23 protein-coding genes are annotated in these 23,470 nt (G+C 69.6%); 9 read left to right on the forward strand and 14 right to left on the reverse strand.

Annotated elements, in window-relative coordinates; all coding sequences use genetic code 11:
• Nucleotides 1-324: 324 nt before the first annotated feature.
• The 4 genes from G6N56_RS10960 to ychF form a co-directional block, all read right to left on the reverse strand.
• On the reverse strand, nt 325-642 hold the full coding sequence (locus G6N56_RS10960) for a hypothetical protein (RefSeq protein WP_085256454.1): 318 nt from the start codon (nt 640-642) through the stop codon (nt 325-327).
• Nucleotides 643-674: 32 nt separating this feature from the next.
• Nucleotides 675-1,568, reverse strand: a complete 894-nt coding sequence (locus G6N56_RS10965; RefSeq protein WP_232069273.1) for a tyrosine-type recombinase/integrase — start codon at nt 1,566-1,568, stop codon at nt 675-677.
• A complete protein-coding gene (locus G6N56_RS10970) occupies nt 1,565-1,837 on the reverse strand; it encodes a hypothetical protein (RefSeq protein WP_142280658.1) in 273 nt (90 codons plus the stop codon). The genes G6N56_RS10965 and G6N56_RS10970 overlap by 4 nt, the downstream gene beginning before the upstream one ends.
• A gap of 113 nt (nt 1,838-1,950) precedes the next feature.
• A complete protein-coding gene (gene ychF, locus G6N56_RS10975; protein WP_085256452.1) occupies nt 1,951-3,039 on the reverse strand; it encodes a redox-regulated ATPase YchF in 1,089 nt (362 codons plus the stop codon).
• 209 nt (nt 3,040-3,248) lie between these two features.
• Between ychF and G6N56_RS10980 the strand changes: the two genes are divergently transcribed.
• Complete coding sequence (locus G6N56_RS10980; protein WP_180150519.1) at nt 3,249-4,415, forward strand: DUF6542 domain-containing protein; 1,167 nt, start codon at nt 3,249-3,251, stop codon at nt 4,413-4,415.
• On the opposite strand, the gene G6N56_RS10985 is transcribed toward G6N56_RS10980, so the two are convergent.
• Nucleotides 4,412-5,419 carry a 4-hydroxy-3-methylbut-2-enyl diphosphate reductase gene (locus G6N56_RS10985; protein WP_085256451.1) on the reverse strand — a complete coding sequence of 336 codons (1,008 nt, stop codon included), beginning with the start codon at nt 5,417-5,419 and terminating at the stop codon, nt 4,412-4,414. The genes G6N56_RS10980 and G6N56_RS10985 overlap by 4 nt on opposite strands.
• 89 nt (nt 5,420-5,508) lie before the next feature.
• On the opposite strand from G6N56_RS10985, the gene G6N56_RS10990 reads away from it, so the two are divergent.
• The 4 genes from G6N56_RS10990 (at nt 5,509) to G6N56_RS11005 (ending at nt 8,718) form a co-directional block, all read left to right on the forward strand.
• Complete coding sequence (locus tag G6N56_RS10990; RefSeq protein WP_085256450.1) at nt 5,509-6,084, forward strand: lipid droplet-associated protein; 576 nt, start codon at nt 5,509-5,511, stop codon at nt 6,082-6,084.
• Nucleotides 6,081-7,331, forward strand: coding sequence for an exodeoxyribonuclease VII large subunit (xseA, locus tag G6N56_RS10995; protein ID WP_085256449.1), 1,251 nt, complete (start codon nt 6,081-6,083; stop codon nt 7,329-7,331). Before G6N56_RS10990 ends, xseA begins: the two co-directional genes overlap by 4 nt.
• The gene (locus G6N56_RS11000) at nt 7,321-7,557 is read left to right on the forward strand and encodes an exodeoxyribonuclease VII small subunit (protein WP_085256448.1); all 237 of its coding nucleotides are present in this window, start codon (nt 7,321-7,323) and stop codon (nt 7,555-7,557) included. The genes xseA and G6N56_RS11000 overlap by 11 nt, the downstream gene beginning before the upstream one ends.
• A gap of 72 nt (nt 7,558-7,629) precedes the next feature.
• The gene (locus G6N56_RS11005) at nt 7,630-8,718 is read left to right on the forward strand and encodes a 3-beta-hydroxysteroid dehydrogenase (RefSeq protein WP_085256447.1); all 1,089 of its coding nucleotides are present in this window, start codon (nt 7,630-7,632) and stop codon (nt 8,716-8,718) included.
• Here G6N56_RS11005 and G6N56_RS11010 read toward each other — a convergent pair whose 3' ends face one another.
• The 3 genes from G6N56_RS11010 to G6N56_RS11020 are packed head-to-tail and all read right to left on the reverse strand — an operon-like array spanning nt 8,719 to nt 11,773.
• On the reverse strand, nt 8,719-10,254 hold the full coding sequence (locus G6N56_RS11010) for a carboxylesterase/lipase family protein (RefSeq protein ID WP_085256446.1): 1,536 nt from the start codon (nt 10,252-10,254) through the stop codon (nt 8,719-8,721).
• 9 nt (nt 10,255-10,263) lie between these two features.
• Entirely contained in the window at nt 10,264-11,061 is a 798-nt protein-coding gene (locus G6N56_RS11015; RefSeq protein ID WP_085256445.1) for a dienelactone hydrolase family protein, read from the reverse strand.
• A 22-nt stretch (nt 11,062-11,083) separates the two neighbouring features.
• Nucleotides 11,084-11,773, reverse strand: coding sequence for a DUF4245 domain-containing protein (locus tag G6N56_RS11020; protein WP_180150522.1), 690 nt, complete (start codon nt 11,771-11,773; stop codon nt 11,084-11,086).
• Between the two features lie 55 nt (nt 11,774-11,828).
• Here G6N56_RS11020 and glpX point away from each other — a divergent pair, with 55 nt between their 5' ends.
• The 3 genes from glpX to G6N56_RS11035 are packed head-to-tail and all read left to right on the forward strand — an operon-like array spanning nt 11,829 to nt 15,493.
• Complete coding sequence (gene glpX, locus G6N56_RS11025) at nt 11,829-12,941, forward strand: class II fructose-bisphosphatase (protein ID WP_085256443.1); 1,113 nt, start codon at nt 11,829-11,831, stop codon at nt 12,939-12,941.
• 27 nt (nt 12,942-12,968) lie between these two features.
• The gene (locus tag G6N56_RS11030; RefSeq protein ID WP_085256442.1) at nt 12,969-14,393 is read left to right on the forward strand and encodes a class II fumarate hydratase; all 1,425 of its coding nucleotides are present in this window, start codon (nt 12,969-12,971) and stop codon (nt 14,391-14,393) included.
• Nucleotides 14,394-14,440: 47 nt separating this feature from the next.
• Nucleotides 14,441-15,493: a hypothetical protein gene (locus G6N56_RS11035; protein WP_163645109.1), complete on the forward strand. Its 1,053-nt coding sequence runs from the start codon at nt 14,441-14,443 to the stop codon at nt 15,491-15,493.
• Here the strand turns inward: G6N56_RS11035 and G6N56_RS11040 are convergent.
• The 5 genes from G6N56_RS11040 to glyA all read right to left on the reverse strand — a co-directional run bounded on the left by G6N56_RS11040 (nt 15,483) and on the right by glyA (nt 21,718).
• Nucleotides 15,483-16,943, reverse strand: coding sequence for an adenylate/guanylate cyclase domain-containing protein (locus tag G6N56_RS11040; RefSeq protein ID WP_085256440.1), 1,461 nt, complete (start codon nt 16,941-16,943; stop codon nt 15,483-15,485). The genes G6N56_RS11035 and G6N56_RS11040 overlap by 11 nt on opposite strands.
• A gap of 74 nt (nt 16,944-17,017) precedes the next feature.
• Complete coding sequence (locus tag G6N56_RS11045; protein ID WP_085256439.1) at nt 17,018-17,893, reverse strand: polysaccharide deacetylase family protein; 876 nt, start codon at nt 17,891-17,893, stop codon at nt 17,018-17,020.
• Between the two features lie 67 nt (nt 17,894-17,960).
• The gene (locus G6N56_RS11050; RefSeq protein WP_085256438.1) at nt 17,961-19,262 is read right to left on the reverse strand and encodes an RNA 5'-3' helicase PhoH2; all 1,302 of its coding nucleotides are present in this window, start codon (nt 19,260-19,262) and stop codon (nt 17,961-17,963) included.
• 239 nt (nt 19,263-19,501) lie between these two features.
• Nucleotides 19,502-20,329, reverse strand: a complete 828-nt coding sequence (locus G6N56_RS11055) for an acyl-ACP desaturase (RefSeq protein ID WP_085256470.1) — start codon at nt 20,327-20,329, stop codon at nt 19,502-19,504.
• A 108-nt stretch (nt 20,330-20,437) separates the two neighbouring features.
• A complete protein-coding gene (glyA, locus tag G6N56_RS11060; RefSeq protein ID WP_085256469.1) occupies nt 20,438-21,718 on the reverse strand; it encodes a serine hydroxymethyltransferase in 1,281 nt (426 codons plus the stop codon).
• Between the two features lie 127 nt (nt 21,719-21,845).
• Between glyA and coaA the strand changes: the two genes are divergently transcribed.
• Nucleotides 21,846-22,784: a type I pantothenate kinase gene (gene coaA, locus G6N56_RS11065; protein ID WP_085256437.1), complete on the forward strand. Its 939-nt coding sequence runs from the start codon at nt 21,846-21,848 to the stop codon at nt 22,782-22,784.
• Between the two features lie 46 nt (nt 22,785-22,830).
• Here coaA and G6N56_RS11070 read toward each other — a convergent pair whose 3' ends face one another.
• On the reverse strand, nt 22,831-23,241 hold the full coding sequence (locus G6N56_RS11070; protein ID WP_085256436.1) for a hypothetical protein: 411 nt from the start codon (nt 23,239-23,241) through the stop codon (nt 22,831-22,833).
• Between the last annotated feature and the right edge of the window lie 229 nt (nt 23,242-23,470).

Genomic DNA, 23,470 nt, shown 5'->3' on the forward strand with positions numbered 1-23,470 from the left:
CGACCTGCCGACTGTCGGCGAGTGGTTGCAAGAGCGCAAATCTGCGGATGTGCAACCGCCTGAGTCTCGTCAGCACTTCGATATCTGGCAGTTCGCCACGGCCGATTACCGAGTCAGGTTCGCGGAAGCCTTCCCGACCGAGGACGAACTGTGCACGGCCGTGCACAGTTTTGAGTCATGGACTGCCGTCCGGGAATCCCTTAAAGGATTCCGGCGTCGGATGCTGTGCCGAGGGAACGTTGGGCGCCGCTGCCCCCCGGCGAACGCAGCTCGTTCTGAAAACGGATTCATCACGGGCTGTCGCGCTCGTGCGCCCGGGTAGAGCTACTTGCCGCCCTCATCGCGGAGGCCAAGCTGACCCGACAGCTCGGCCGCGGAAATCGTGTCGCCGGTGCGCAGCAGCACGCTGAGCTGGTCCTCGAGGAGATCAGTAGTCAGCCTAATCACGCGGGCGGGCACGCCGCGAGCAAGCGCGCTGGACACAGCATCTTCGAGCTCCTTGGCTGCGCGGGAGATAGCCTCGACGTCATAGGCGCGCAGCGACGGATCATCGGGGTCTAGGTCCTCGAGTTGGTTGAGCCACCGCTCGGCAGCCTCGGCGTCGACCCGGCGCTCGTCGAGCTCGGCATCTGACTCGTCCATAGCGACCAGACTAGGCCGGCTAGCGGTCGCGCTTACACGGCCGCCATCATCGCCGCGCGTATCTCATCGTCGTCGACAGCCGTATATCGCTCGGTGGTGGCGATCGACGTGTGACCGAGAAGCACCTGCACAGCACGCAGATTGCGGCTGCCTCGGTAGGCGCGGGTGGCGAAGCGATGTCGCAGCGTGTGCATCGTGAAGCCGGCCGGCAGCACGCCGGCGACGCACTGGCCGACCCACTCCGGGCTTAGGTGCCCGCCAGCGCCGTCGGGGAACAGCCAACCCGCGGTACCCCAACCGTAGGCGCCCACTTGCGGGGTGTGGCCGGCCGCGCCGCGGCGGATCAACCCGGCCAGCTCCGTGCTGATCGGCACGATTCGCTGCTTGCCGCCTTTGCCGTTGACAACGAGCTGAGCGCCGCCGCCGGCCACGTACACGTCACCGGTGCGAACCTGGGCGACCTCAGCGCGACGCAGCCCGGCCTCGGCCGCGAGTCGCAGCATGAGCGTGGTGCGCGCATCCGCTGCCGCCAGCGCCGCCGCCCATGCATCGTCGGGTGCCGGCCGGGGAGCGGCCTTGGGCTGCCGCACCACAGGCAGCGCATCGCCGAGATAGGTCGGCACCCGCCCGGTCCGGTACGACCACGTGAAGAACCCTTTCGCGGCGGCCCGGTAGCTGCGGCGCGTTTCGAGAGCCCAGTGTGTCTGACGGCCAAACCAGTCGACGAGATGATCGGCGGTGACTTCATCGGGCGACGGGCATCCGAGCCCGCGGGCCATGCGTTGCAGCGTGTCACGCCGAAGCTTGCGGGTGGCCTCACGCTGCCCGACGGCGGCGATAGCGTGCAGGTAGTCGTCGATCGCAAATTGCCACGCCGTCGGCAGCGGCCGGCTACGGGCAACGCCGGGGAGTCCTTTGCGGCTCACCGCGGCCCGTCCAACACGTCGGCCTCGTCGAGCAGCGCGGCGGCCAGCCGGCGCAGCTCGGGCGCGTCGAGTTCGGTGTAGTCGTCGTCGACCGTCACCGAAACCCATTGCCGCCGGATGCTTCCGTCGGCGTGCTGGACGCCAGCGTTGAGCAGGTGCACGCCAGCAACTTGGTGAGCGGTGCGCTCAAAGATGCGGGAGCCGTCGGTGTCCCACGGCAGCACGCGCGTGGCCCCGGGGGGTGTCGGGAGCGGTTTCTCGATGCTCATGTCGGGGACTGTAGCAAGCCGAAACCTATTGCACCACAATGCAATGCACGATAATCGGGCATTGCAGCGGGATTGGGCGTGCAATCACACGACGACGGGCACCGACGGTTTCATCACTTCGACTTAGTTGTTGCTCCGTGTCGGAACTCGACCACGTCGCCGTCGGCCATGACGTAGTCCTTGCCCTCCATGCGAACCTTCCCGGCGGCCTTCGCCGCCGCCATCGACCCTGCGGCGATCAAATCGTCATAGGACACGATCTCGGCCTTGATGAAGCCCTTCTCGAAGTCGCTGTGGATGACCCCGGCCGCCTTCGGAGCGGTGTCGCCCTGGTGAATCACCCACGCGCGCGCCTCTTTTGGGCCGGCGGTCAGGAACGTCTGCAGCTTGAGGGTGTGGAAGCCCGCCCGGGCCAACGCATCGAGCCCGCGTTCGGTCTGCCCGATCGACTCCAGCAGCTCTGCAGCCGACTCGTCGTCGAGCTCGGCCAGCTCGGATTCGATTGCGGCGTCGAGGAAGACGGCGTCGGCGGGCGCGACGAGCTCGCGCAGCGCCGCGACCCGCGCGGCGTCGGTGAGCACCGACTCGTCGGCGTTGAAGACATACAGGAAGGGCTTGGTGGTGAGCAGGTTCAGCTCCCGCAGCAGGGAAACGTCGACCCCGGCGGAGAACAGCGTCTTCCCGCCGTCGAGCACCTCCTGGGCCTTGGCGGCGGCATCGTAGGTCGCCCTGCGTTCCTTGTTGGTGCGCGCCTCCTTCTCCAGCCGCGGGAGGGCGCGCTCGAGGGTTTGCAGGTCGGCCAGGATCAGCTCGGTCTCGACGACCTCGATGTCGGACTGCGGATCCACCCGCCCGGCGACGTGGGTGACGTCGTCGTCGGAGAACACCCGGACCACCTGGCAGATGGCGTCACATTCACGGATGTGGGCGAGGAACTTGTTGCCCAGCCCGGCGCCCTCGGACGCCCCCTGGACCAGGCCGGCGATGTCGACGAAGGTGACGGGGGCCGGGACGATGCGCTCCGAACCGAACAGCTCGGCGAGCTTGCCCAGTCGCGGGTCGGGCAGCGATACGACGCCCTCGTTGGGCTCGATCGTGGCGAACGGGTAGTTGGCCGCCACCACGTCGTTCTGCGTCAACGCGTTGAAGAGGGTTGACTTGCCGACGTTGGGCAGGCCGACGATTCCCAGGCTCAGGCTCACGGGGAACCAAGTCTAGGGGCCGGCCGACGGACCGTTCGCGCCGATGGCCATCCGGAGCCGATATCACCGGCGCTATCGCATACTGGGACCACCACCTCTAGCCTCGTGGTGCGAAAGGGGTCGACGTTTCGAAAGTGCCTCGTGGGTAAGTCGTGGCACACGACTCGCTATATACGGGCCTTTCGGCTCATAGCCGGTACGGTCTAGATGTGTCAGCACAGCGGGCAAGGTCGGCGGTAGAGGCTTCCCACCGCTCGATCCACCCAAATATCCCGGGCCTGCCGTGGTGGGCGGCCCTGCTCCTCGCCGTGGGCGCGAGCGTCGTCGGATTCGCGATCGACGCCGGCTCCGGCCATAAGGAGCTCACCCACATCTTCGCGGGCCTCTACATCGCCGGCTGCGTGGCCGCGGTGCTGGCCGTGCGGCAGGACGGCGTGTTCACCGCCGTCATCCAGCCACCCCTGATCCTGTTCTGCGCCGTCCCGGGCGCCTATTGGCTGTTCCACGGACGCAAGGTCGGCCACCTCAAGGACCTGCTGATCAACTGCGGCTATCCGCTGATCGAGCGATTTCCGCTGATGCTTGGGACCGCCGGCGGCGTGCTGCTGATCGGGCTGGTCAGGTGGTACTTCGGGATGTCGCACCGGCCCAACGCGGCGGCCCCCGAGGACGGCGCGGAGACGGCGAACGGCGCCGACGTGAAATCCTTCGTCAGCGGTATCGCGGCGAAGGTGCAGGCGGTCCTGCGGCGCGAGCCGGGAGCGGACGACGCCGACGGGGCGACGCCCGCCGACAAGCGACGGGCCCGCAACGCTCGCCGGGCCGCCGAAGCCCGCCGCGCCGCACGCGCCAACCGATCCGCCGGCCGGGCTCACTCCCGCCACGGCCGCCCGCCGCGGGACGACGAGCAGGACCCCCTGGCCGAGCGCCCGCGTCGCTCGAACCGCAGGAGCCAGACCGCTTCTCGCGACTTCGACCCCGCCGACCCGCCCCGTCGTCCCCGCCGGCCGAGGCCGGAGGCCGACGCCGACCCGCGGGGGCAGTCGCCCCGGGAGCCCCGCCGCGAGCCGCGCCAGCGCCGCAGCCCCTACGAGCGACCCGCGCCACGTGGCAACCGCTTCGACGGTTACGACCGCTACGACCCGCCGGGCGCGCCCGAGCACCTCAACCGGTACGAGCCGTATGAGCGTCCGACCCGCCGATCGGCGCCGAGGGGCACCAACGGGTCCGACCCGACGCACCATCCGATCTCGCAAGTCCGCTACCGCGGGGGGTCCCCCCTCGACGAACCCGGGGCCGAGCGCCCAAGCCGGTCGCGAACGTCGGGCCGGTCGCGCGGCCGCCCACCCGCAGAATCATGGGAATACGACAGCTAGACGTCTTTCAGCAGTGACCGGATCTCCCGGGGCAGCGCGAACACCAGCGTCTCCTGGGCCGTCGTGACCGGTTGCACGACGCCGTAGCCGCAGTCGGCGAGCCGCTCGAGCACGCCCCGCACCAGCACCTCGGGGACGGAAGCACCCGAGGTGACACCCACCGTCGTGACGCCCTCCAGCCATGCCGGGTCGACGTCGTCGGCCCAGTCGACCAAGTGCGCGGCCCGGGCGCCCGCGCCCAACGCCACCTCGACCAGCCGGACCGAGTTCGACGAATTGCGGGAGCCGACGACGATCACCAGCTCGCACTCGGGCGCCATCGCCTTGACCGCGACCTGCCGGTTCTGCGTCGCGTAGCAGATGTCGTCGCTGGGCGGGTCCTGCAGCTTGGGGAACCGCTGCCGCAGCCGCTCGACGATCTCCATGGTCTCGTCGACCGACAGCGTGGTCTGCGACAGCCACACCACCTTGTCCTCGTCGCGCACCGTCACCCGGTCCACGGCGGCCACCCCGTCGACCAACTGGACGTGCTCGGGCGCTTCCCCGGAGGTGCCGATGACCTCCTCGTGGCCCTCGTGGCCGATCAGCAGGATGTCGTAGTCGTTACGGGCGAATCGCCTGGCTTCGTTGTGCACCTTGGTGACCAACGGGCAGGTGGCGTCGATGGTGCGCAGGTTACGGTCGGCGGCCGCCGCGTACACCGTGGGCGCGACACCGTGCGCGGAGAACACGACGATGGCCCCCTCGGGCACCTGATCGGTTTCCTCGACGAACACCGCGCCGGCCTTCTGCAGGGTGTCCACCACGTGCCGGTTGTGCACGATCTCGTGGCGCACGTAGACCGGGGCGCCGTGCTTTTCCAGCGCGCGTTCGACCGTTTCGACGGCCCGGTCCACGCCCGCGCAGTAGCCACGCGGCTCCGCCAGGAGGACTCGCTTGCCGGTTGGGTCGTCGGCTACCGACCTGGACGCGCCGGGAATCCCCATATCAACAGTCGGCGGCATGCCCTCCAGGGTACTGACTGCCGACGCGGGCCCGCCAGCTCGCGCGGGCGGGGTTGGCGTTAGCGGCGGCTTAAGGCAATCTTGGTCCCATGGCTACTGCACCGTATGGAGTTCGGCTGCTGGTCGGCGCGGCGACAGTCGCCGTCGAGGAGACCATGAAGCTGCCGAAAACCATTCTGATGTACCCGATGACTTTGGCCAGTCAGGCGGCGCACATCGTGATGCTGTTTCAGCAGAACCTGGCGGAGCTGGTGATCAAGGGCGACAGCACCCTGGAGAGCATCTTCCCGCCCAAGGACGAACAGCCGGAGTGGGCCACCTTCGACGAGGACCTGCCCGAATCCGAATCCGCGGCGATCCCCGCGGCCGAGGACGGCGATCGGCTGACCGAGGGCCGGTTCGCCCTGTACTCGGTGGCCGATGCGGCGGAGGCCTCGGCCACGCCGCCGAAGCCGTCCACCAGGCCGGCGCCCGACGTCCCGGAACCCGAGGTGGTGGTCGAGCTCGACTACCCGACGCTGACGCTGGCGCAGCTGCGGGCGCGGCTGCAGTCGCTGAGCGTCGACGAACTCGAAGCCCTGCTGGCCTACGAACAGGCCACCAAGGCGCGCGCGCCGTTCCAGACGCTGCTCGCCAACAGGATCACCCGCGCGAACGCGAAGTGACCCGGGCGGCGAATTCCGAGGGCAATTCCGCCGAGAACCCGTTTCCGGTGCGCGCGGTGGCGATCCGGGTGGCCGGCTGGATCGACAAGCTCGGCACGGTGTGGGTCGAGGGGCAGCTGGCTCAGATCAACATGCGGCCCGACTCCAAGACCGTGTTCATGGTGCTGCGCGACCCGGCCGCCGACATGTCGCTGACCGTCACCTGCCCGCGTGACCTGGTGCTCGGGGCACCGGTGAAACTGGCCGAAGGCACGCAAGTCGTCGTGTGCGGCAAACCCTCCTTCTACACCGGCCGGGGCACGTTCTCGTTGCGGCTCAGCGAGATTCGCGCCGTCGGCGTCGGCGAGCTGCTGGCGCGCATCGATCGGCTGCGCCGGCTACTGGACGCCGAGGGCCTCTTCGACCCCCGGCTCAAGCGGGCGATCCCCTTCCTGCCCAACATGATCGGACTGATCACCGGCCGGGCCAGCGCCGCCGAACACGACGTGCGAACGGTGGCGGGCGCGCGCTGGCCGGCGGTGCGCTTCGCGGTGCGCAACACCGCGGTCCAGGGACCGAACGCGGTGGCGCAGATCGTGGAGGCGCTCCGCGAACTCGACCGCCACGCGGAGGTCGACGTGATCGTGGTCGCCCGCGGCGGCGGCAGCGTCGAGGACCTGCTGCCGTTCTCCGACGAGACGCTGTGCCGCGCCATCGCGGCGTGCCGCACGCCGGTGGTGAGCGCGGTCGGCCACGAACCCGACAATCCGCTGTGCGACCTGGTCGCCGACCTGCGGGCCGCCACCCCCACCGACGCGGCGAAGAAGGTGGTCCCCGACACCGCCGCCGAGCAGCGGCTGGTCGACGACCTGCGCCGGCGCAGCGCCCGGGCGCTGCGCAGTTGGGTCGCCCGCGAACAGCGCGCGCTGGACCAGTTGCGCAGCCGGCCCGTGCTGGCCGAGCCGCTGACGGCGCTGACGGCGCGCTCCGACGAGATTCACCGGGCCCGCTCGGCCGTGCGCCGCGACATCACCCGGCTGGTCGCGGGCGAAAGCGAGCGGGTCGGTCACCTGGGCGCGCGGCTGGCCACGCTGGGCCCGGCGGCCACCCTGGCCCGAGGCTACGCCGTCGTCCAAGCGCTTTCCGACGGCGCGCCCGCGGCGGTGCTGCGGTCGGTCGAGGACGCACCGGCGGGGACGCGGCTGCGGGTGCGGGTGGCCGACGGCGCGATAGCCGCGACGAGCGAAGGACGCACCGATGGACCGTAGGGACGACGACGCGATTACGCCCATTAGTCAGCTGGGCTACGAGGCGTGCCGCGACGAACTGATGGAGGTCGTCCGGCTCCTCGAGCAGGGCGGGCTGGACCTCGATGCGTCGCTGCAGCTGTGGGAAAGGGGCGAACAGCTCGCCAAAAGGTGCGAGGAGCACTTAGCTGGGGCGCGCAAGCGGATCGAGGACGCGCTGGCCTCAGGCCACGCCGACGAGGCCTGATCCAGACCGTTTCGCGAAACCGGCCACCCGGGCCGCCGCCGAACTGGAACACGTTTCAGTTATGCTTCGCCGGTGGGTGATCCAGCACTGACATCCGAACCCGGCCACGCCCTGGTCACCGGCGGCTCGGGATTCGTCGGCGCCAACCTGGTGACCACCCTGCTCGACCGCGGCTACCGGGTGCGCTCCTTCGACCGCGTCCCCTCGACGCTGCCGCAGCACCCGCAGCTGGAGGTGCTGCAGGGCGACATCACCGACGCGTCCACCTGCGCCTCCGCGGTGGACGGCGTCGACACGATCTTCCACACCGCGGCGGTCATCGACCTGATGGGCGGCGCGTCGGTGACCGACGAATACCGTCAGCGCAGCTTCGCGGTCAACGTGGGCGGCACCGAAAACCTGGTGCACGCCGGGCAGGCCGCGGGTGTGCAGCGGTTCATCTACACCTCGTCGAACAGCGTGGTGATGGGCGGACAGGACATCGCCGGGGGTGACGAGACGCTGCCCTACACCGACCGGTTCGACGACCTCTACACCGAAACCAAGGTGGTCGCCGAGCGATTCGTATTGTCCCAGAACGGCGTCGGTGGAATGCTCACGTGCGCGATCCGGCCCAGCGGCATCTGGGGCCGCGGCGACCAGACGATGTTCCGCAAGCTGTTCGAGAGCGTCATCGCCGGCCACGTGAAGGTGCTGATCGGCCGCAAGTCGGCGCGGCTCGACAACTCCTACGTGCACAACCTGGTGCACGGTTTCATCCTGGCCGCGCAGCATCTGGTGCCCGGCGGCGCGGCGCCCGGCCAGGCGTACTTCATCAACGACGCCGAGCCCATCAACATGTTCGAGTTCGCGCGGCCGGTGATCGAGGCGTGTGGGGAGCGCTGGCCACGGGTGCGGGTCAACGGACCGATGGTGCGCGCGGCGATGACGGGCTGGCAGCGCCTACATTTCCGGTTCGGCATCCCGGCCCCGCTGCTCGAGCCGCTCGCGGTCGAGCGGCTGTACCTCGACAACTACTTCTCGGTCGCCAAGGCGTCCCGCGACCTCGGTTACCGTCCGCTGTTCACCACGGAACAGGCCCTCTCCGAATGCCTTCCGTACTACGTGGACATGTTCCACCGGATGAAGAACCAGGCGCGGCAGGCCAAGGCCACCGGTTAGCTACCGGAAGCCCACCATCTCACTACCCCACGCCGCGCGGATGTGCGCGTCGACGTCACGCGCCACCGTGTCGCGCTTGTTGACGAGCAGGCAGGCCCGATCCGCGGGCCGGTAGGGCGCCCAGTCCGGCTCGCCGGGCGGGCCTTCGGGTTCGCCGCGCGTCGCGAAGTTGATCCACCGCGTGCGCAACCGCTTGGAGACGGCCCGAGCGGTCTTGGCGCCGCCGAGCTTGAGCGTCGGGTCCCTGGGCCCACCGAGATTGCCCCACACGTAAGGCAATTCGGTGGCGTGGGCGGCGTTGACCAGCAGCAGGCGAAGCAGCGGGGTGGCGTAATCGAACCGGTAGAGATGCACCGGCGCGACCTGGGAGTGTCCCTCGGCCAGCCACACCGACGGCATGCGGAACCCGACATCGGTCGCGATGTTCAAACTCCGGGACCGGCGCCGGAATCGCGAGTAGGCCGACCCGATCTGCTCCTCGGTGGGCAGCTGCAGGTCGGGCTGCTCGGCGGCGATCTGGTCGAACATCGACGTGATCGCTCGCGGCGTGATCGGCATCAGCGGCGACCTCATCAGCCGGAAGAGCGCCGCCTCGTGCTTGTTGGTGCCCACGATCAGCGGGACGGACAGCGAGCGGCCCTCCTGCGCCAGCTTGACCGGGTAGTCGTCCAGCAGTTCGCCGTCGACGATCGGGACGAACGCCAGGATGCCCGGGTTGCGCACCGGCACCTCGTCGAAGACCTCCTGGGACGTCGCGAGCAGCACCGCGGTGGGCACGCCGAGCAGCCTGTTCACGTCGGACGGCGCGATGTCCAGCCGCTCCAAGATTGCCTCGGTGACCCGCTGCGCCCTGCCCCGGTCGTACACCGATGTCGCCGGTGAGCTCTGGGCGATCGCCCGGGCGAACAGGCCTTCGGCGGCCGGGCTGGCGAGCAGCGTCGTGACGATGCCCGCGCCGGCCGACTCCCCGAACAGCGTGACCCGTCGGGGGTCACCGCCGAAAGCCGCGATGTTGTCGCGCACCCAGCGCAGCGCCGCGAGCACGTCGCGCAGCCCGACGTTGGAGTCGAATCGCCGGTTCAACGACGACAGGTCCATGAAGCCGAGCGCCCCGACCCGGTAGTTGACGGTCACCACGACGACCTCGCCGCCGCCGGCCAGCCGGCGCCCGTCGTAGAGGGCCTGGCTGCTGGAGCCCAGCACGTAGGCGCCGCCGTGCAGCCACACCATCACCGGCTTCGCGTCGCCGGGCCGGGTGCCGGACGAAACCCAGACGTTCAGCCGGAGGCAGTCCTCGCCCTGCGGCGCCCCGAGGTCCAGCGGCATGTTGGGGAAGACCGGCTGCGGGCAGACCGGGCCGTAGCGGGTGGCGTCGGCGACCACGGTCCACGGCGCCGGGGGCTGCGGTGCACGGAAACGCAGGTCGCCGACGGGGGGCGCCGCGTACCTGATGCCCTTCCACGCCCGGGCGCGGCCCAGGTCGCTTCCGCGGACCGGGCCGTGGGCGGTCTCCACCACCAGGTCATCGATCGCCATGCCAGTCCCCTAAGCGAGGCGCTCGACGAGGAACTCGACGACCCGCTTACGCGCCTCGTACGCCGGATGGCCGTCGACCTCGCGAACCTCGGTGGTGAGCACCGAGTGCGCGGCCTTGCCGAAGCCACCCCTGTTGCCCGGGCTGGAGTCGATCTCGATCACCTCGAAGGCGTCGCCGAGCCGCCGCTTGAGCGTGGCGAACCGTTCCGCCGGCGCGGTCTTGTCCTCGCTGAACCGCAGCCCCAGCGCGCACAGCCCGTCGTTGGCGCAGCGCCGGGCGACGGTGGCCAGCTCGGGTTCGCTCAGACCGGGGTCGCGCCGCCGGGCGGCGCCCAGCGGCAGCGGCACCGACGGCTGGCTGAGCACCGGGGCCAGCACGCTGTCGTCGACGGCGGCGGCCAGCGCGAAGCCGCCGGTGAAACACTGGCCGATCACGCCGACGCCCTTGCCCGGCGTCGACGCGTTGAGGTCGCGGGCCAGCGCCCGCAGGAACAGCGCCACCGGTCGCTGCTTGTCGGTGGCGAACGCGGCAAATTCCCGTGCCACACAGGGCCGGGCGAGGCTGGCCGCGATGGAACCGGTGGTCTTGGCCCTGCCCGGTTTGCCGAACAGCGACGGCATGGCGACGGTGAACCCGTTGTCGACGAGGTGGTCACCGAGCGCGAGCACGCCGGGATGGATGCCGGGTATTTCCGGGATGAGCACGACCCCGGGCCCGGCGCCCTTGCGGTAGACATCGTGGGTGTAGCCGCCGCCGGTGAACGGCGCCGCCGACCATCCGAAAAGGTCTGCTTCGGGTGCGGTCACGCTCTGCCTTCCTTCAAGCCCTTCAGCGCGCGGGCAGCGGCGGCTGCGATTGGGTAGCCGCAGCCAGCGTACGGAATTGGTCGGCGTTCCCGGCGCCGGTGATCGCGAGCTGGGTGGCGCCGGCCGGACCGGTGAGCCGGGTCGTCCACACCGGTTCGGCGTCCGCGCCGCTCTGGCCGGCGCCCTGATAGACCACCCAGTTGGTGCCGTCGACCTGCACCGCCCCGGTGGGGTACGCCGGCGGGTGGATCGAGCCCACCAGCTTGTCCTCGTCCGCGTTGCTCTGGGTCAGGCTCAGGTACATGCCCGTCGGGCTGATGAATCCCACGACCGAGGTGGCCGCGTTGAGCCGCTGACCGGTCGCCGGATCGATTCGCCCGTTCTGGATGAACCCACGGCTGCCCGAGTTGGCCCGCCACCCTGCGGGCAACTGCGGTAGCCGGATCGGGAAGCCCAGCGCCTGGGCGTCGGCGCGCAGGGCCCCCGTCGCGTCGTAGGCCGGGATCGTGACCTTGTTGGCGCTCCCCGGCTGGAAGGAGCACATGCCGACCAGGCCGGCCAGCAGAATGCAGGCGATCACCAGCGGTGCCAGCGACCAGAACATGTCGCGACCGTCCTGCAGCAGGCGTGGTTTGGCGGGCTTCGCCGCCGGCGCCGGCTCCGCGGCTACCTGGGCTTCCGAGCTGCCATTCGGCTCCGGCTCCTGGGTCACCCCCCGAGTATCCCAGTTCTCCGGCAACGATCCGCTTCTGGGACAATCACCAACCATGACAGCTGAGGGCGCCCGCTCATCTGGACCCGGTCCTGCGTCCCATTCGCAGCAGGACGCCGGCCCGGGCGGGGGCCCGCCCAAGGCGCGCGGGCGGGGCGAGGCCCCGGACCGCAACCTGGCCCTTGAGCTGGTCCGCGTCACCGAGGCCGGCGCCATGGCGGCCGGCCGCTGGGTCGGCCGCGGCGACAAAGAGGGCGGTGACGGCGCGGCCGTCGACGCGATGCGCGAACTCGTCAACTCGGTGTCGATGCGCGGCGTGGTGGTGATCGGCGAGGGCGAGAAGGACAACGCGCCGATGCTCTACAACGGGGAGGAGGTCGGCAACGGCGACGGCCCCGAATGCGACTTCGCCGTCGACCCGGTCGACGGCACCACGCTGATGAGCAAGGGCATGCCCAACGCGATCTCTGTGCTGGCGGTGGCCGAGCGCGGCGCGATGTTCGACCCGTCGGCGGTGTACTACATGAACAAGATCGCCGTCGGGCCCGAGGCCGCCGACGTGCTGGACATCACCGCGCCGATCGCCGAGAACATCCGTGCGGTCGCCAAGGTGAAGCACCTCTCCGTGCGGGACATGACCGTCTGCATCCTGGACCGGCCCCGGCATGCCCGGCTGATCGAGGAGGCCCGGGCGACCGGCGCCCGCATCCGGCTGATCACCGACGGCGACGTCGCCGGCGCTATCTCGGCGTGCCGGTACCAGTCGGGCACCGACCTGCTGGCCGGCATCGGCGGCACCCCGGAGGGCATCATCGCCGCGGCCGCCATCCGCTGCATGGGCGGTGCCATCCAGGCACAGCTGGCGCCGAAGGACGACGAGGAACGCCAGAAGGCCATCGACGCCGGCTACGACCTGGACCAGGTGCTGACCACCGAGGACCTGGTGTCCGGCGAGAACGTCTTCTTCTGCGCCACCGGCGTCACCAGCGGCGACCTGCTCAAGGGCGTGCAGTACTACCCGGGCGGGTGCACCACCCAGTCGATCGTGATGCGCTCGAAGTCGGGCACCGTCCGCATGATCGAGGCCTACCACCGGCTCTCGAAGCTCAACGAATACTCGTCCATCGATTTCACCGGCGACAGCACCGCCGCCTATCCCCTGCCCTGACCGACGAGCAAATAAGGATTGCCACCTATGGCCGATAGCGCCCTGCAAGACAACACAGACACCGAATACCGCATCGAGCATGACACCATGGGCGAGGTCCGCGTACCCGCAAAAGCGTTGTGGCGGGCGCAGACTCAGCGCGCAGTCGAGAACTTCCCGATCTCGGGGCGGGGCCTGGAGCGCACCCAGATCCGGGCGCTGGGCCTGCTCAAGGGGGCCTGTGCGCAGGTGAACAAGGACCTGGGGCTGCTGGCGCCGGAGAAGGCGGACGCGATCATCGCCGCCGCGGCCGAGATCGCCGACGGCCAACACGACGACCAGTTCCCCATCGACGTGTTCCAGACCGGTTCGGGGACAAGCTCGAACATGAACACCAACGAGGTGATCGCGTCCATCGCGGCCGCCAACGGGGTCACGGTGCACCCCAACGACGACGTGAACATGTCGCAGTCGTCGAACGACACCTTCCCGACGGCCACCCACATCGCGGCCACCGAGGCGGCGGTGCGCCACCTCATCCCGGCGCTCGAGGTGCTGCACGACGCGCTGGCCGGCAAGGCCCGCGAGTGGCACACGGTGGTCAAGTCCGGCCGCACCCACCTGATGGACGCCGTTCCGGTCACGCTCGGCCAGGAGTTCAGCGGGTACGCCCGGCAGATCGAGGCCGGCATCGAGCGGGTCCGGGCCACGCTGCCGCGGCTGGGCGAACTGGCGATTGGCGGGACCGCCGTCGGCACCGGCCTCAACGCGCCCGACGGGTTCGGCGCCCGGGTGGTCGAAACCCTGATCGTCTCCACGGGTCTGAATGAACTGCGGCCGGCCAAGAACTCCTTCGAGGCGCAGGCGGCGCGCGACGGCCTGGTCGAGGCGTCCGGCGCACTGCGCACCATCGCGGTGTCGCTGACCAAGATCGCCAACGACATCCGCTGGATGGGGTCGGGCCCGCTGACCGGCCTGGCCGAGATCCGGCTCCCCGACCTGCAGCCGGGCAGCTCCATCATGCCGGGCAAGGTGAATCCTGTTCTGCCGGAAGCGGTTACACAGGTCGCCGCGCAGGTGATCGGCAACGACGCGGCGGTCACGGTCGGCGGTTTGTCGGGCGCCTTCGAGCTCAACGTCTACATCCCCATGATGGCCCGCAACATCCTCGAGTCGTTCAAGCTGCTGACCAACGTGTCGAGGTTGTTCGCCGAACGCTGCATCGTCGGGCTGGCCGCCAACGTCGAGCACCTGCGCGAGCTGGCCGAGTCGTCGCCGTCGATCGTGACGCCGCTGAACTCGGCCATCGGCTACGAGGAGGCCGCCGCCGTCGCCAAGCAGGCACTCAAGGAACGCAAGACGATCCGCCAGACCGTCATCGACCGCGGCTTGATCGGCGACAAGCTGTCCGAAGAGGAACTGGACCGCCGTCTGGACGTCTTGGCGATGGCGAAAGTCAAGCCGGAAGACTAGAAACGACGGCGACAGCCAACCAGACGAAGAGTAAGGGCGGTTCAGCGATGACGGCTCCTCCGGGGGGTCCCTACGGTCAGGACCCCTACGGGTCGAATCCCTATGGGCAGGGACCCTATTGGGGCGGCCAACCGCAGGGCGGCTCCTACCCGTACCCGCCGCCCGGCGGGCCGTACCCCAATCCGCAGGGCGGTGCCGACCCCTACGCCGCGGGCGGTTACCCGCCGCCGCCCGGCCAGCAGTACCCGCCGCCCGGCCAGCCGTACCCGCCGCCGGGCCAGCCGTACCCGCAGCCGGGCCAGCCGTACCCGCCATCTGGTCAGCCGTACCCGCCGCCGGGTCAGGTTCCGCCAGGGTGGCCGGGCGGGCCGTACCCGCCGGGACCGCCGCCGAACGGTCCCCGCTCGAAGCTTCCGTGGCTGATCCTGGCCGGTGTCGCCGTGGTCGGGGTCATCGCGCTGGTGGTGATTCTGGTCATCGGGCTCGGCAGCGGGAGCAAGTCGACCAAGGCCTCCCAGCCGCCGTCGAGCGCGCCGACATCGCAGCCGACCAACTCCATGCAGACGGCGACCGGTTGCACGCCGAACGTGTCGGGGGGCGACAAGCCCACGGGCGACACGATCAGCGCGGGCAAGCTCTCGTTCCCGGCCAGCGCGACGCCGGGGTGGGCGGGCTTCTCGGATGACCAGAGCCCCAACTTGATTGGGGCGGTGGGCGTCGGCCAGGAGGTGCCGGGCGCCAACCAGTGGATGATGCAGGCCGAGGTCGCCGTCACCAATTTCGTCACCAGCATGGACGTCGGCGCGCAGGCGTCCAAGCTGATGGACTGCATCGCCAACGGCCCGGGGTACGCCAACGCGTCGCCCACCCTGGGCCCGACGAAGACGTCGTCGACCACCGTCGACGGCGTCAAGGCCGCCCGCGTCGACGCCGACATCTCGATCGCCGACCCCGCGCGAAACGTCAAGGGCGACTCGGTCACCATCATCGCGGTGGACACCAAGCCCGTCACCGTCTTCATGGGCGCCACCCCGATCGGCGACGCCGGTTCGGCGGGCATCATCGGCAAGGTGATCGCGGCGCTCAAGGTCACGAAGTAGCCAGTCCGCTCGGCGCGGAGACGTGCGTCGGTTCCGACCGGCCGCGCAGCACGGTGGAATAGCGCTCGGCCCAGTGCGACCGCTCGGGCTCGCCGGCGCGGTCGATCGCCGCCGCGGCGCACAGGATGCGGCGGTCGGCGGTCTTGGCGAGGTCGGCCAGCCGCGCGGCCTCGTTGACGGCGTCGCCGATCACCGTGTATTCGTAGCGGTTTTCGGAGCCGACGTTGCCCGCGAAGACCCGGCCCGCCGAGACGCCGATGCCGAAGTCGACCACGGGTAGCCGACGCAACTCGGCGCCCAGCGCGCGTGCCGCGGCCAGCGCCGCCGACGCCGGGTCGCTCATCGGTAACGGCGCCCCGAAGACGGCCAGTGCGGCGTCGCCGGCGAACTTGTTGACGAGCCCGCGGTGTTGGTCGACGGCGTTGACGACGATCCGGAAGAAATCGTTGAGCACCTCGGCGACCTCTTGCGGCGGGCGGCTTTCCGCGAGTTGGGTCGAGCCCACCAGGTCGATGAAAAGGATGCCCGCCTCGACCACGTCCCCGGACAGCGAGGCGCCCTCCTCGATGGCGCGGTGGGCGACCTCGGCGCCGACGTGACGCCCGAACAGGTCGCGCAACCGGTCGCGCTCGGCGAGGCCCGCGACCATCCGGTTGAATCCGGTTTGCAGCCGCCCGATTTGGGATCGCTCGTAGACTCCGACGTACGTGCCGATGTGGCCGTGCTCCACCTCAGCCATCGCGTCCACCACTTCGCTGAGCGGGTCGGAGATGGAGCGCGACGTCAGAATCATCATCGGCAGGCCGAGCAACAGCGCCGCCAGCGACACCACCAGCACGGGCACGTTTATGGACACGGACCTCGGAATGAGCCAACCGTAGGAGCGGAGCACGACAACCGTCGCGATGACGCCGATCGGCAGGGCGCTGCACAAAAACCACAACATGACCAGCCGCGCCAACACGCCCGGAACCGCCACCCGCGGCTCCCCGCCGCGGGTCGCCGCCCCCATGATCGGTCGCAGGATGCGTTGTGTCAGCAGCAGTCCCGTGCCCGCGGCGGCCGGTCCGCCGAATAGCGCGCCGAGCGCGATGGGCACCAATAGCCCCGTCCCCGCGCCATGGTTCAGCAGCAGGGATATGCCGCCGCCGGCCGCCCAGGCCCCCAGCAGGATGCCGGCCTGGTGCCGCGCGAGATTCATCGCGGCATCGCGCTGCTCCGTAGTGGGTTCGGCGCCGGCGACGAACCACCTCAGCGTCGGCGCGAGGTTGAGCGCCCCCGCCACCGCTACGCACAGGGCGCCCAGCACACCCAGCGCCACCATCACGATCACGCGGCGTTCCGGCAAGGCGACGGCCGCGTGCCTCCCGAGCGGAATCAGGATGGCCGACGCGTCGAGGAGGCCGATGGCGTAGGCCAGGGCGAGATCACTCCCGTACCGAATCGCCAACCGCCGGACCGAATTTCGGCGCTCCGGGCGGAGGTTACTCGCCCACCGCGGGAACGGAGCCCTGCGCCGGCCCACTAGGCGCCGTTGTTCGGTCCGCCCGAGTTCTGGCCCGGGATGTCGGTGATCGGGAAGTTCGGCATCGGCTTCGGCGAGGGCGTGTCGGGCAGCGTGGGGATCTCGCTGGCCGGGATGTCGTGCAGCCCGTTGACGGGCGGCCCGTTCTCGCGGCTGCCGTAGCTGCTGCCCGGCGCCCGGGGCCCGAGCAGTTCGCTGACCGTCACCAGGCGGTAGCCGTTGGCCTTGAGCACGGGTATGAACTGGTACACCAAATCGACGGTGCTCGAATAGGTGTCATGGAACAACACGACCGAGCCGGGCTTGATGTAGGTCATCAGCATGTACCGCGTTGCGGCCGTATTGGAGTCGTTCGCCCAGTCGAAAGGGATGACGTCCCAGAGGATTTCGGCCAGCCCGAACCGGGCGGCGGTCTGCCGCACGGCGTCGTTGGACAGGCCCCCGGCGGGGCGGTAGAGGTTGGGTGTGCGGCCGGTCGCGGCCGTGATGGCATCGTTGGCCCTGGAGAATTGTCCGGCGATCTCCTCGGGCGGGATCGTCGCCATGTTGGGGTGCTCCCACGTGTGGCTGCCGATTTCCATCCCGGCGTCGGCGACCTGTTTGGCGCCGGCGGGGTTGGCCGCCACCTTGTTGCCGATCTCAAAGAAAGTGGCCTTGGCGTCGTTGTCCTTCAGAATTTGCAGCAGCCGGCCGTCGAAGGGGCTGGGCCCGTCGTCGAACGTCAACGCGACGCACTTGGTCACCGAGCAGCTCAGGTTGTCGGCGCGCGTCACGTGACCCGTCAGCCCGCCGATCACCAGCACCGCGGTGGCCGCGACCACACCGGCCACGGTGCGCCAGTAGCGCCAGGCCTGGGTGTCGGGTCGTTTGGGCACGCTGGCAGCCTACCCGGGCATCGAGCGCCCACTCACGGCGTTGAGCGATGCCGGGCGGGCCGTCAGGTCAGTGCGGTCCGGCGATCTCCTCGAGCATTTCGGTGACCAGCGCCGCGATCGGCGAGCGCTCGCTGCGCAGCAGCGTGATGTGGGCGAACAGCGGGTGGCCCTTGAGCTTCTCGATCACCGCCGCGACGCCGTCGTGGCGACCGACCCGCAGGTTGTCGCGCTGGGCGATGTCGTGGGTCAGCACCACCCGCGAGCCCGTTCCCAGCCGGGACAGCACGGTCAGCAGCACGTTGCGCTCCAGCGACTGCGCCTCGTCGACGATGACGAACGAGTCGTGCAGGGAGCGGCCCCGGATGTGGGTCAGCGGCAGCACCTCGAGCATGCCGCGCGAGAGCACCTCCTCCAGCACGGCCGGGCTGGCCAGGCCCTCGAGGGTGTCGAACACCGCCTGCGCCCAGGGGCCCATCTTCTCGCTCTCGCTGCCGGGCAGGTAGCCCAGTTCCTGGCCACCCACGGCGTACAGCGGGCGGAACACCACGACCTTGCGCTGGGTCCGGCGTTCCAGCACCGCCTCCAGGCCCGCGCACAGCGCCAGCGCCGACTTGCCGGTGCCGGCCTTTCCGCCCAGCGACACGATGCCGACCGACTCGTCGAGCAGCAGGTCGAGGGCCACGCGCTGCTCCGCGGAGCGGCCCCGCAGCCCGAACACCTCGCGGTCGCCGCGCACCAGCTGGACCCGCTTGTCGGCGTTGACCCGGCCCAGTGCATGGGAGCTGCCGCCCAGGAGTCGAATCCCGGTGTGGCACGGGAGGTCTCGCGCCTCGACGAGGTCGATCTCCCCCTCGGCGAACAGCGCGTCGATGTCCTCCGTGGCGGTCTCGATCTCGCGCATACCCGACCATCCGGACGCCACCACGTCCTGCGCGTGGTACTCGTCGGCGGCCAGGCCCACGGCGGCAGCCTTGACGCGGAGCGGAATGTCCTTGCTGACCAACGTGACTCGCTTGCCCTCGGCGGCGAGGTTGGCGGCGCAGCTGAGGATCCGGCAGTCGTTGTTGTCGCTGCGGAAGCCGGCGGGCAGCACCGCCGGATCGGTGTGGTTGAGCTCCACGTGCAGCGTCCCGCCTTGTGTCCCAACGGGAATGGGCTGGTCCAGCCGTCCGTGCTCGAGTCGTAGATCGTCGAACAGACGCAGCGCCTGACGGGCGAACCACCCCAACTCGTGGTGGTGTCGTTTCGCCTCCAGTTCGCTGATCACCACCAGCGGAACCACCACCTCGTGCTCGGCGAACCGGCTGCAGGCCCACGGATCGGACAGCAGCACGGACGTATCGATCACGTAGGTCCGGATTTCGGTCACGTAGCGCTCCTCGAGCGGGATGAGCCCGCGCGGACCCGCACGGGCATGTCGGCGGGAACCGCGGCACCAGGACCGGGGCCGGTCCTGCCCTTCTCGTGACGGGAGGTGCCGCCCTGGCAGCAGAGCTTGTCGCTGGCCATCAAGAGTGACGCTACTCTCGTGGCCGCGTCCGCGCCGCGCAGGCGCGCCGACGTCAGCCGGGTGAGGGTGTGAGAGGCGCGACGCCCCCGAGGATCGGCCTAGCCGACGACGAACCGCTTGAGCGCGGGCTCGTCGGCCACTTCCCATTCCCTGATGCGGTCGGAGATGGCCTGCCGCAGGTCAGCTTCGCCGAATATGCCGGCGCCGGCGACGTTCTGCACCTTGTCCTGGTAATCGTCGATGTCGGCGCCGACGACCTGAAGGTCGGCCGCGCGGGCGGCGATCGCCGCGATCGTCTCGTCGCGGGTGCAGTCCAGGCAGTGCGCGACCAGGTTCGCGAAGAACAGTTCGTGGCGCGCCTCATCCCGGGCGATCCGGTCGATGAGCCCGGCCAGCACCGGCTCCTCGATCTGGGCGGCCAGGTTCCGGCAGAAGACGCCCTGCGTGCGCTCGGTGAACGCCATGTACACCAGGGTTTCGACCTGCGAGTAGTGGTCGGCGCGATAACCCTTGATCACGTACCGGACCCGCGCCTCTTCGTTCGCGGTCGGGTCGACCTCGCGGGTGACCACCAGGTACTCCCGCAGCGCGATGGCGTGCAGGTGCTCCTCCGCGGTCCACCGTCCCAGCCAGCGACCCCACCAGTCCTCGAGGATGAAGTGCTCGACGAGCTCGCGGTGATGGCCGGCGAGGTTGTCCTTGAGCAGGAGCAGGATCTCGCAGGCGTCGGTGATGGTCCGGGGCAGCGTCGCCTGGGACGGATCCCAGTCGCGTCCACCCAGAAAGGCGAAGTTCTCGCCCCGGTCGAACGGGACGTAGTCGTGGGCGAACCAGAGGTCCTCGGTGTTGAGGTGGCGGTCCATGTTGACCTCGCACACCGGCTCGAGTTCAAGCGTCAACGCGTTAGCGACAGGTTTCTGTGCCATGCGGTTACTGTAACCCCCGTTCACAGGTGTTGTGAAATTTCCTGCCCGTGTCGGGACGAAGTCGTGACTTTGGTCCTTCCGCGGTCCTTCCTTGGTCCCGACGCCGGCCTAGCGGTCGACCAGCGTCCACTCCTCGAGACCCTCATACAGCGGGAACTCCCTGGCCAGGCGGGTGACCCGGTCCCGCAGCGCGGGCAGGTCCGCATTCGTCCCACCCACCAGCGCCGTCGCGATGATATCGGCGACCTCGCTGAACTCCGCGTCGCCGAAGCCGCGGGTCGCCAGCGCGGGGGTGCCCACCCGCAGGCCCGACGTCACCATCGGAGGCCGCGGATCGTTGGGCACGGCGTTGCGGTTGACCGTGATGCCGATCTCGTGGAGAAGGTCCTCGGCCGCCTTCCCGTCCAGCGGGGATTCACGTAAGTCCACCAGCACCAGGTGGACGTCGGTGCCGCCGCTGACCACCGACACGCCGGCCTTGACGACGTCGGAGGCCAGCATCCGCTCGGCGATGAGGCGAGCACCGGACAGCGTGCGCCGCTGGCGGTCGGCGAACTCGGGCGTCGTGGCGATCTTGAGCGCGACCGCCTTCCCGGCGATGACGTGCATGAGCGGTCCGCCCTGCTGGCCGGGGAACACCGCCGAGTTGATGGCCTTGGCGTATTCCTGCTTGCCCAGGATCATCCCGGACCGGGGGCCGCCGAGGGTCTTGTGCACGGTCGTGGAGACCACGTCGGCGTGCGGCACCGGCGACGGATGCAGACCGACCGCCACCAGGCCCGCGAAGTGGGCCATGTCCACCCACAGCTTGGCGTCGACCTCGTCGGCGATGGACCGGAACGCCGCGAAGTCGAGGATCCTCGGGTAGGCCGACCAGCCCGCGATGATCACCTTGGGGCGCAACTCGAGCGCCCTGGCCCGCACCGCGTCCATGTCCACGAGGTGCGTCGTCGGGTCCACGCCGTAGAAGCCGGCGCGGTACAGCTTGCCCGAGAAGTTGAGCTTCATTCCGTGGGTCAGGTGACCGCCGTTGGCCAGGTCCAGGCCCAGCAGGTGCTCCCCCGGGCTCATCAACGCGTGCAGCACCGCGGCGTTGGCCTGCGCGCCCGCATGCGGCTGGACGTTGGCGAATTCGGCGCCGAAGAGCGCCTTGGCCCGGTCACGCGCGATGTTCTCCACCTCGTCCACGTACTCGCAGCCGCCGTAATAGCGCCGCCCGGGAAGCCCCTCGGCGTACTTGTTGGTCAGCACGCTGCCCTGCGCCTGCAGCACCGAACGCGGCACAAAGTTCTCCGAGGCGATCATCTCCAGGGTGTCGCGCTGGCGGCCGAGCTCCTTGCCCAGCAACTCGGCGATATCGGGGTCTACCTCGGACAGCGGGGCGGACATCACGGAGGCGTTCCGGGGGGCGGCGGTGCGGGCGTCAGGTGCGGCGGTCACAGGCGCAAGTCTATCGAGCGACGGAAATGGCCAGCCCAACCGTCGGGGGCGGTGCCGCCCCTGCAAGACTGGCACCATGCCGCGGCTTAGCGAGCCGAGCCCATATGTGGAGTTCGACCGGAAGCAATGGCGTGCGCTTCGTATGTCGACGCCGCTGGCCCTCACCGAGGAGGAGCTCATCGGCCTGCGCGGTCTGGGCGAGCAGATCGACCTGCTAGAGGTCGAAGAGGTCTACCTGCCGCTGGCCCGGCTCATCCACCTCCAGGTGGCCGCCAGGCAGCGATTGTTCGCCGCCACCGCGGAGTTTCTCGGCGAACCGCAGCAGAACCCGGACCGGCCGGTGCCGTTCGTCATCGGCGTGGCGGGCAGCGTGGCCGTCGGCAAGTCGACGACCGCCCGCGTGCTGCAGGCGCTGCTGGCGCGCTGGGATCCCCACCGCCGGGTGGACCTGGTGACCACCGACGGGTTCCTGTACCCCAATGCCGAGCTCGCTCATCGAAACCTGATGCATCGCAAGGGCTTTCCGGAGAGCTACAACCGTCGCGCGCTGATGCGGTTCGTGACTTCCATCAAATCCGGCTCCGAATACGCGTGCGCGCCGGTCTACTCGCACCTGAAATACGACATCATCCCCGGCGCCAAGCATGTGGTCCGGCATCCCGACATCTTGATCCTCGAGGGACTCAACGTCTTGCAGACCGGCCCGACCCTGATGGTGTCCGACCTGTTCGACTTCTCGCTGTATGTGGACGCCCGGATCGAGGACATCGAACAGTGGTACGTGTCGCGGTTCCTGTCGCTGCGCAGCACGGCGTTCGCCGATCCCGAATCGCACTTCCACCACTATTCGGCGCTCAACGACACGAAGGCCGTGGCCGCCGCCCGGGAGATCTGGCGGTCGATCAACCGGCCGAACCTGGTGGAGAACATCCTGCCGACCCGCCCGCGCGCCACGCTGGTGCTGCGCAAGGACGCCGACCACTCCATCAACCGACTCCGGCTGCGCAAGCTGTAGCGGGGCCCATTCTCGAGGCCCCGCCACCAGATGGCTTCCCGGCGGGCTATGTCGCGAGACGACGCACCCCGAGATATTGCAACACCGCGAACCCCGCGGTGTACACGCCGATGGCCAGTGTCGCGGCCACGCCGAGCGAGGTCATCGGCACTGCCTCGGCGGCCACCCAAGCGGCCACCGTGCAGACGACGTTGGCGACGATCACGCCGAACCCGACGCGCCGCAGGTTGGGCAGGGCCGCCAGGCTGAAGACCACCAGGCCGTAGAGCACGAACGCGGCGCCCAGCGCATATTCCCGCAAGGACGTCAGGCCGAGCAGCGACGAGAGCGGGTCGGCGACGAAGGCGACCGCCAGGCCGCACAGCCCGGTCAGGGTGGCGTCGGCGCGCATGGCGAAACGCAGCAGCGAGTCGGTCGAGTCGTAGAGGCGGCGGGTGGGACCTGATATGGCGGTCATGCGATCACTCCTCGTGTATCGGTTTGGGTCAAACAGTTTCGAGCGTCGAACGGTTTCGAGCGTTCCGCCGGAGCACTGCCATATCGACCCGTGGCACTGCCAAGTGCTGCCACGCAACAGACGACCAGGGCTTTCGGCGCGCTATTCCGCCCGCCGGCCGTGCCCGCGCGGTGCGTCGCGCATTGTGGGAACTGTGGCCGAAAGCGTGGGCCTCGAACACCCGGCGAGG

Origin of the sequence: Mycobacterium saskatchewanense, assembly GCF_010729105.1 — a bacterium.
GTDB classification, from domain to species: domain Bacteria; phylum Actinomycetota; class Actinomycetes; order Mycobacteriales; family Mycobacteriaceae; genus Mycobacterium; species Mycobacterium saskatchewanense.

Coding starts and splice junctions, on each gene's coding strand:
- glyA (WP_085256469.1), bottom strand. CDS start 21,718: ATGTCCGCCCCGCTGTCCGAGGTAGACCCCGATATCGCCGAGTTGCTG.
- G6N56_RS10990 (WP_085256450.1), top strand. CDS start 5,509: ATGGCTACTGCACCGTATGGAGTTCGGCTGCTGGTCGGCGCGGCGACA.
- G6N56_RS11010 (WP_085256446.1), bottom strand. CDS start 10,254: ATGGCGATCGATGACCTGGTGGTGGAGACCGCCCACGGCCCGGTCCGC.
- G6N56_RS10970 (WP_142280658.1), bottom strand. CDS start 1,837: ATGAGCATCGAGAAACCGCTCCCGACACCCCCCGGGGCCACGCGCGTG.
- G6N56_RS11000 (WP_085256448.1), top strand. CDS start 7,321: ATGGACCGTAGGGACGACGACGCGATTACGCCCATTAGTCAGCTGGGC.
- G6N56_RS10985 (WP_085256451.1), bottom strand. CDS start 5,419: ATGCCGCCGACTGTTGATATGGGGATTCCCGGCGCGTCCAGGTCGGTA.
- G6N56_RS11035 (WP_163645109.1), top strand. CDS start 14,441: ATGACGGCTCCTCCGGGGGGTCCCTACGGTCAGGACCCCTACGGGTCG.
- G6N56_RS10960 (WP_085256454.1), bottom strand. CDS start 642: ATGGACGAGTCAGATGCCGAGCTCGACGAGCGCCGGGTCGACGCCGAG.
- coaA (WP_085256437.1), top strand. CDS start 21,846: ATGCCGCGGCTTAGCGAGCCGAGCCCATATGTGGAGTTCGACCGGAAG.
- G6N56_RS11070 (WP_085256436.1), bottom strand. CDS start 23,241: ATGACCGCCATATCAGGTCCCACCCGCCGCCTCTACGACTCGACCGAC.
- G6N56_RS11030 (WP_085256442.1), top strand. CDS start 12,969: ATGGCCGATAGCGCCCTGCAAGACAACACAGACACCGAATACCGCATC.
- G6N56_RS11055 (WP_085256470.1), bottom strand. CDS start 20,329: ATGGCACAGAAACCTGTCGCTAACGCGTTGACGCTTGAACTCGAGCCG.
- glpX (WP_085256443.1), top strand. CDS start 11,829: ATGACAGCTGAGGGCGCCCGCTCATCTGGACCCGGTCCTGCGTCCCAT.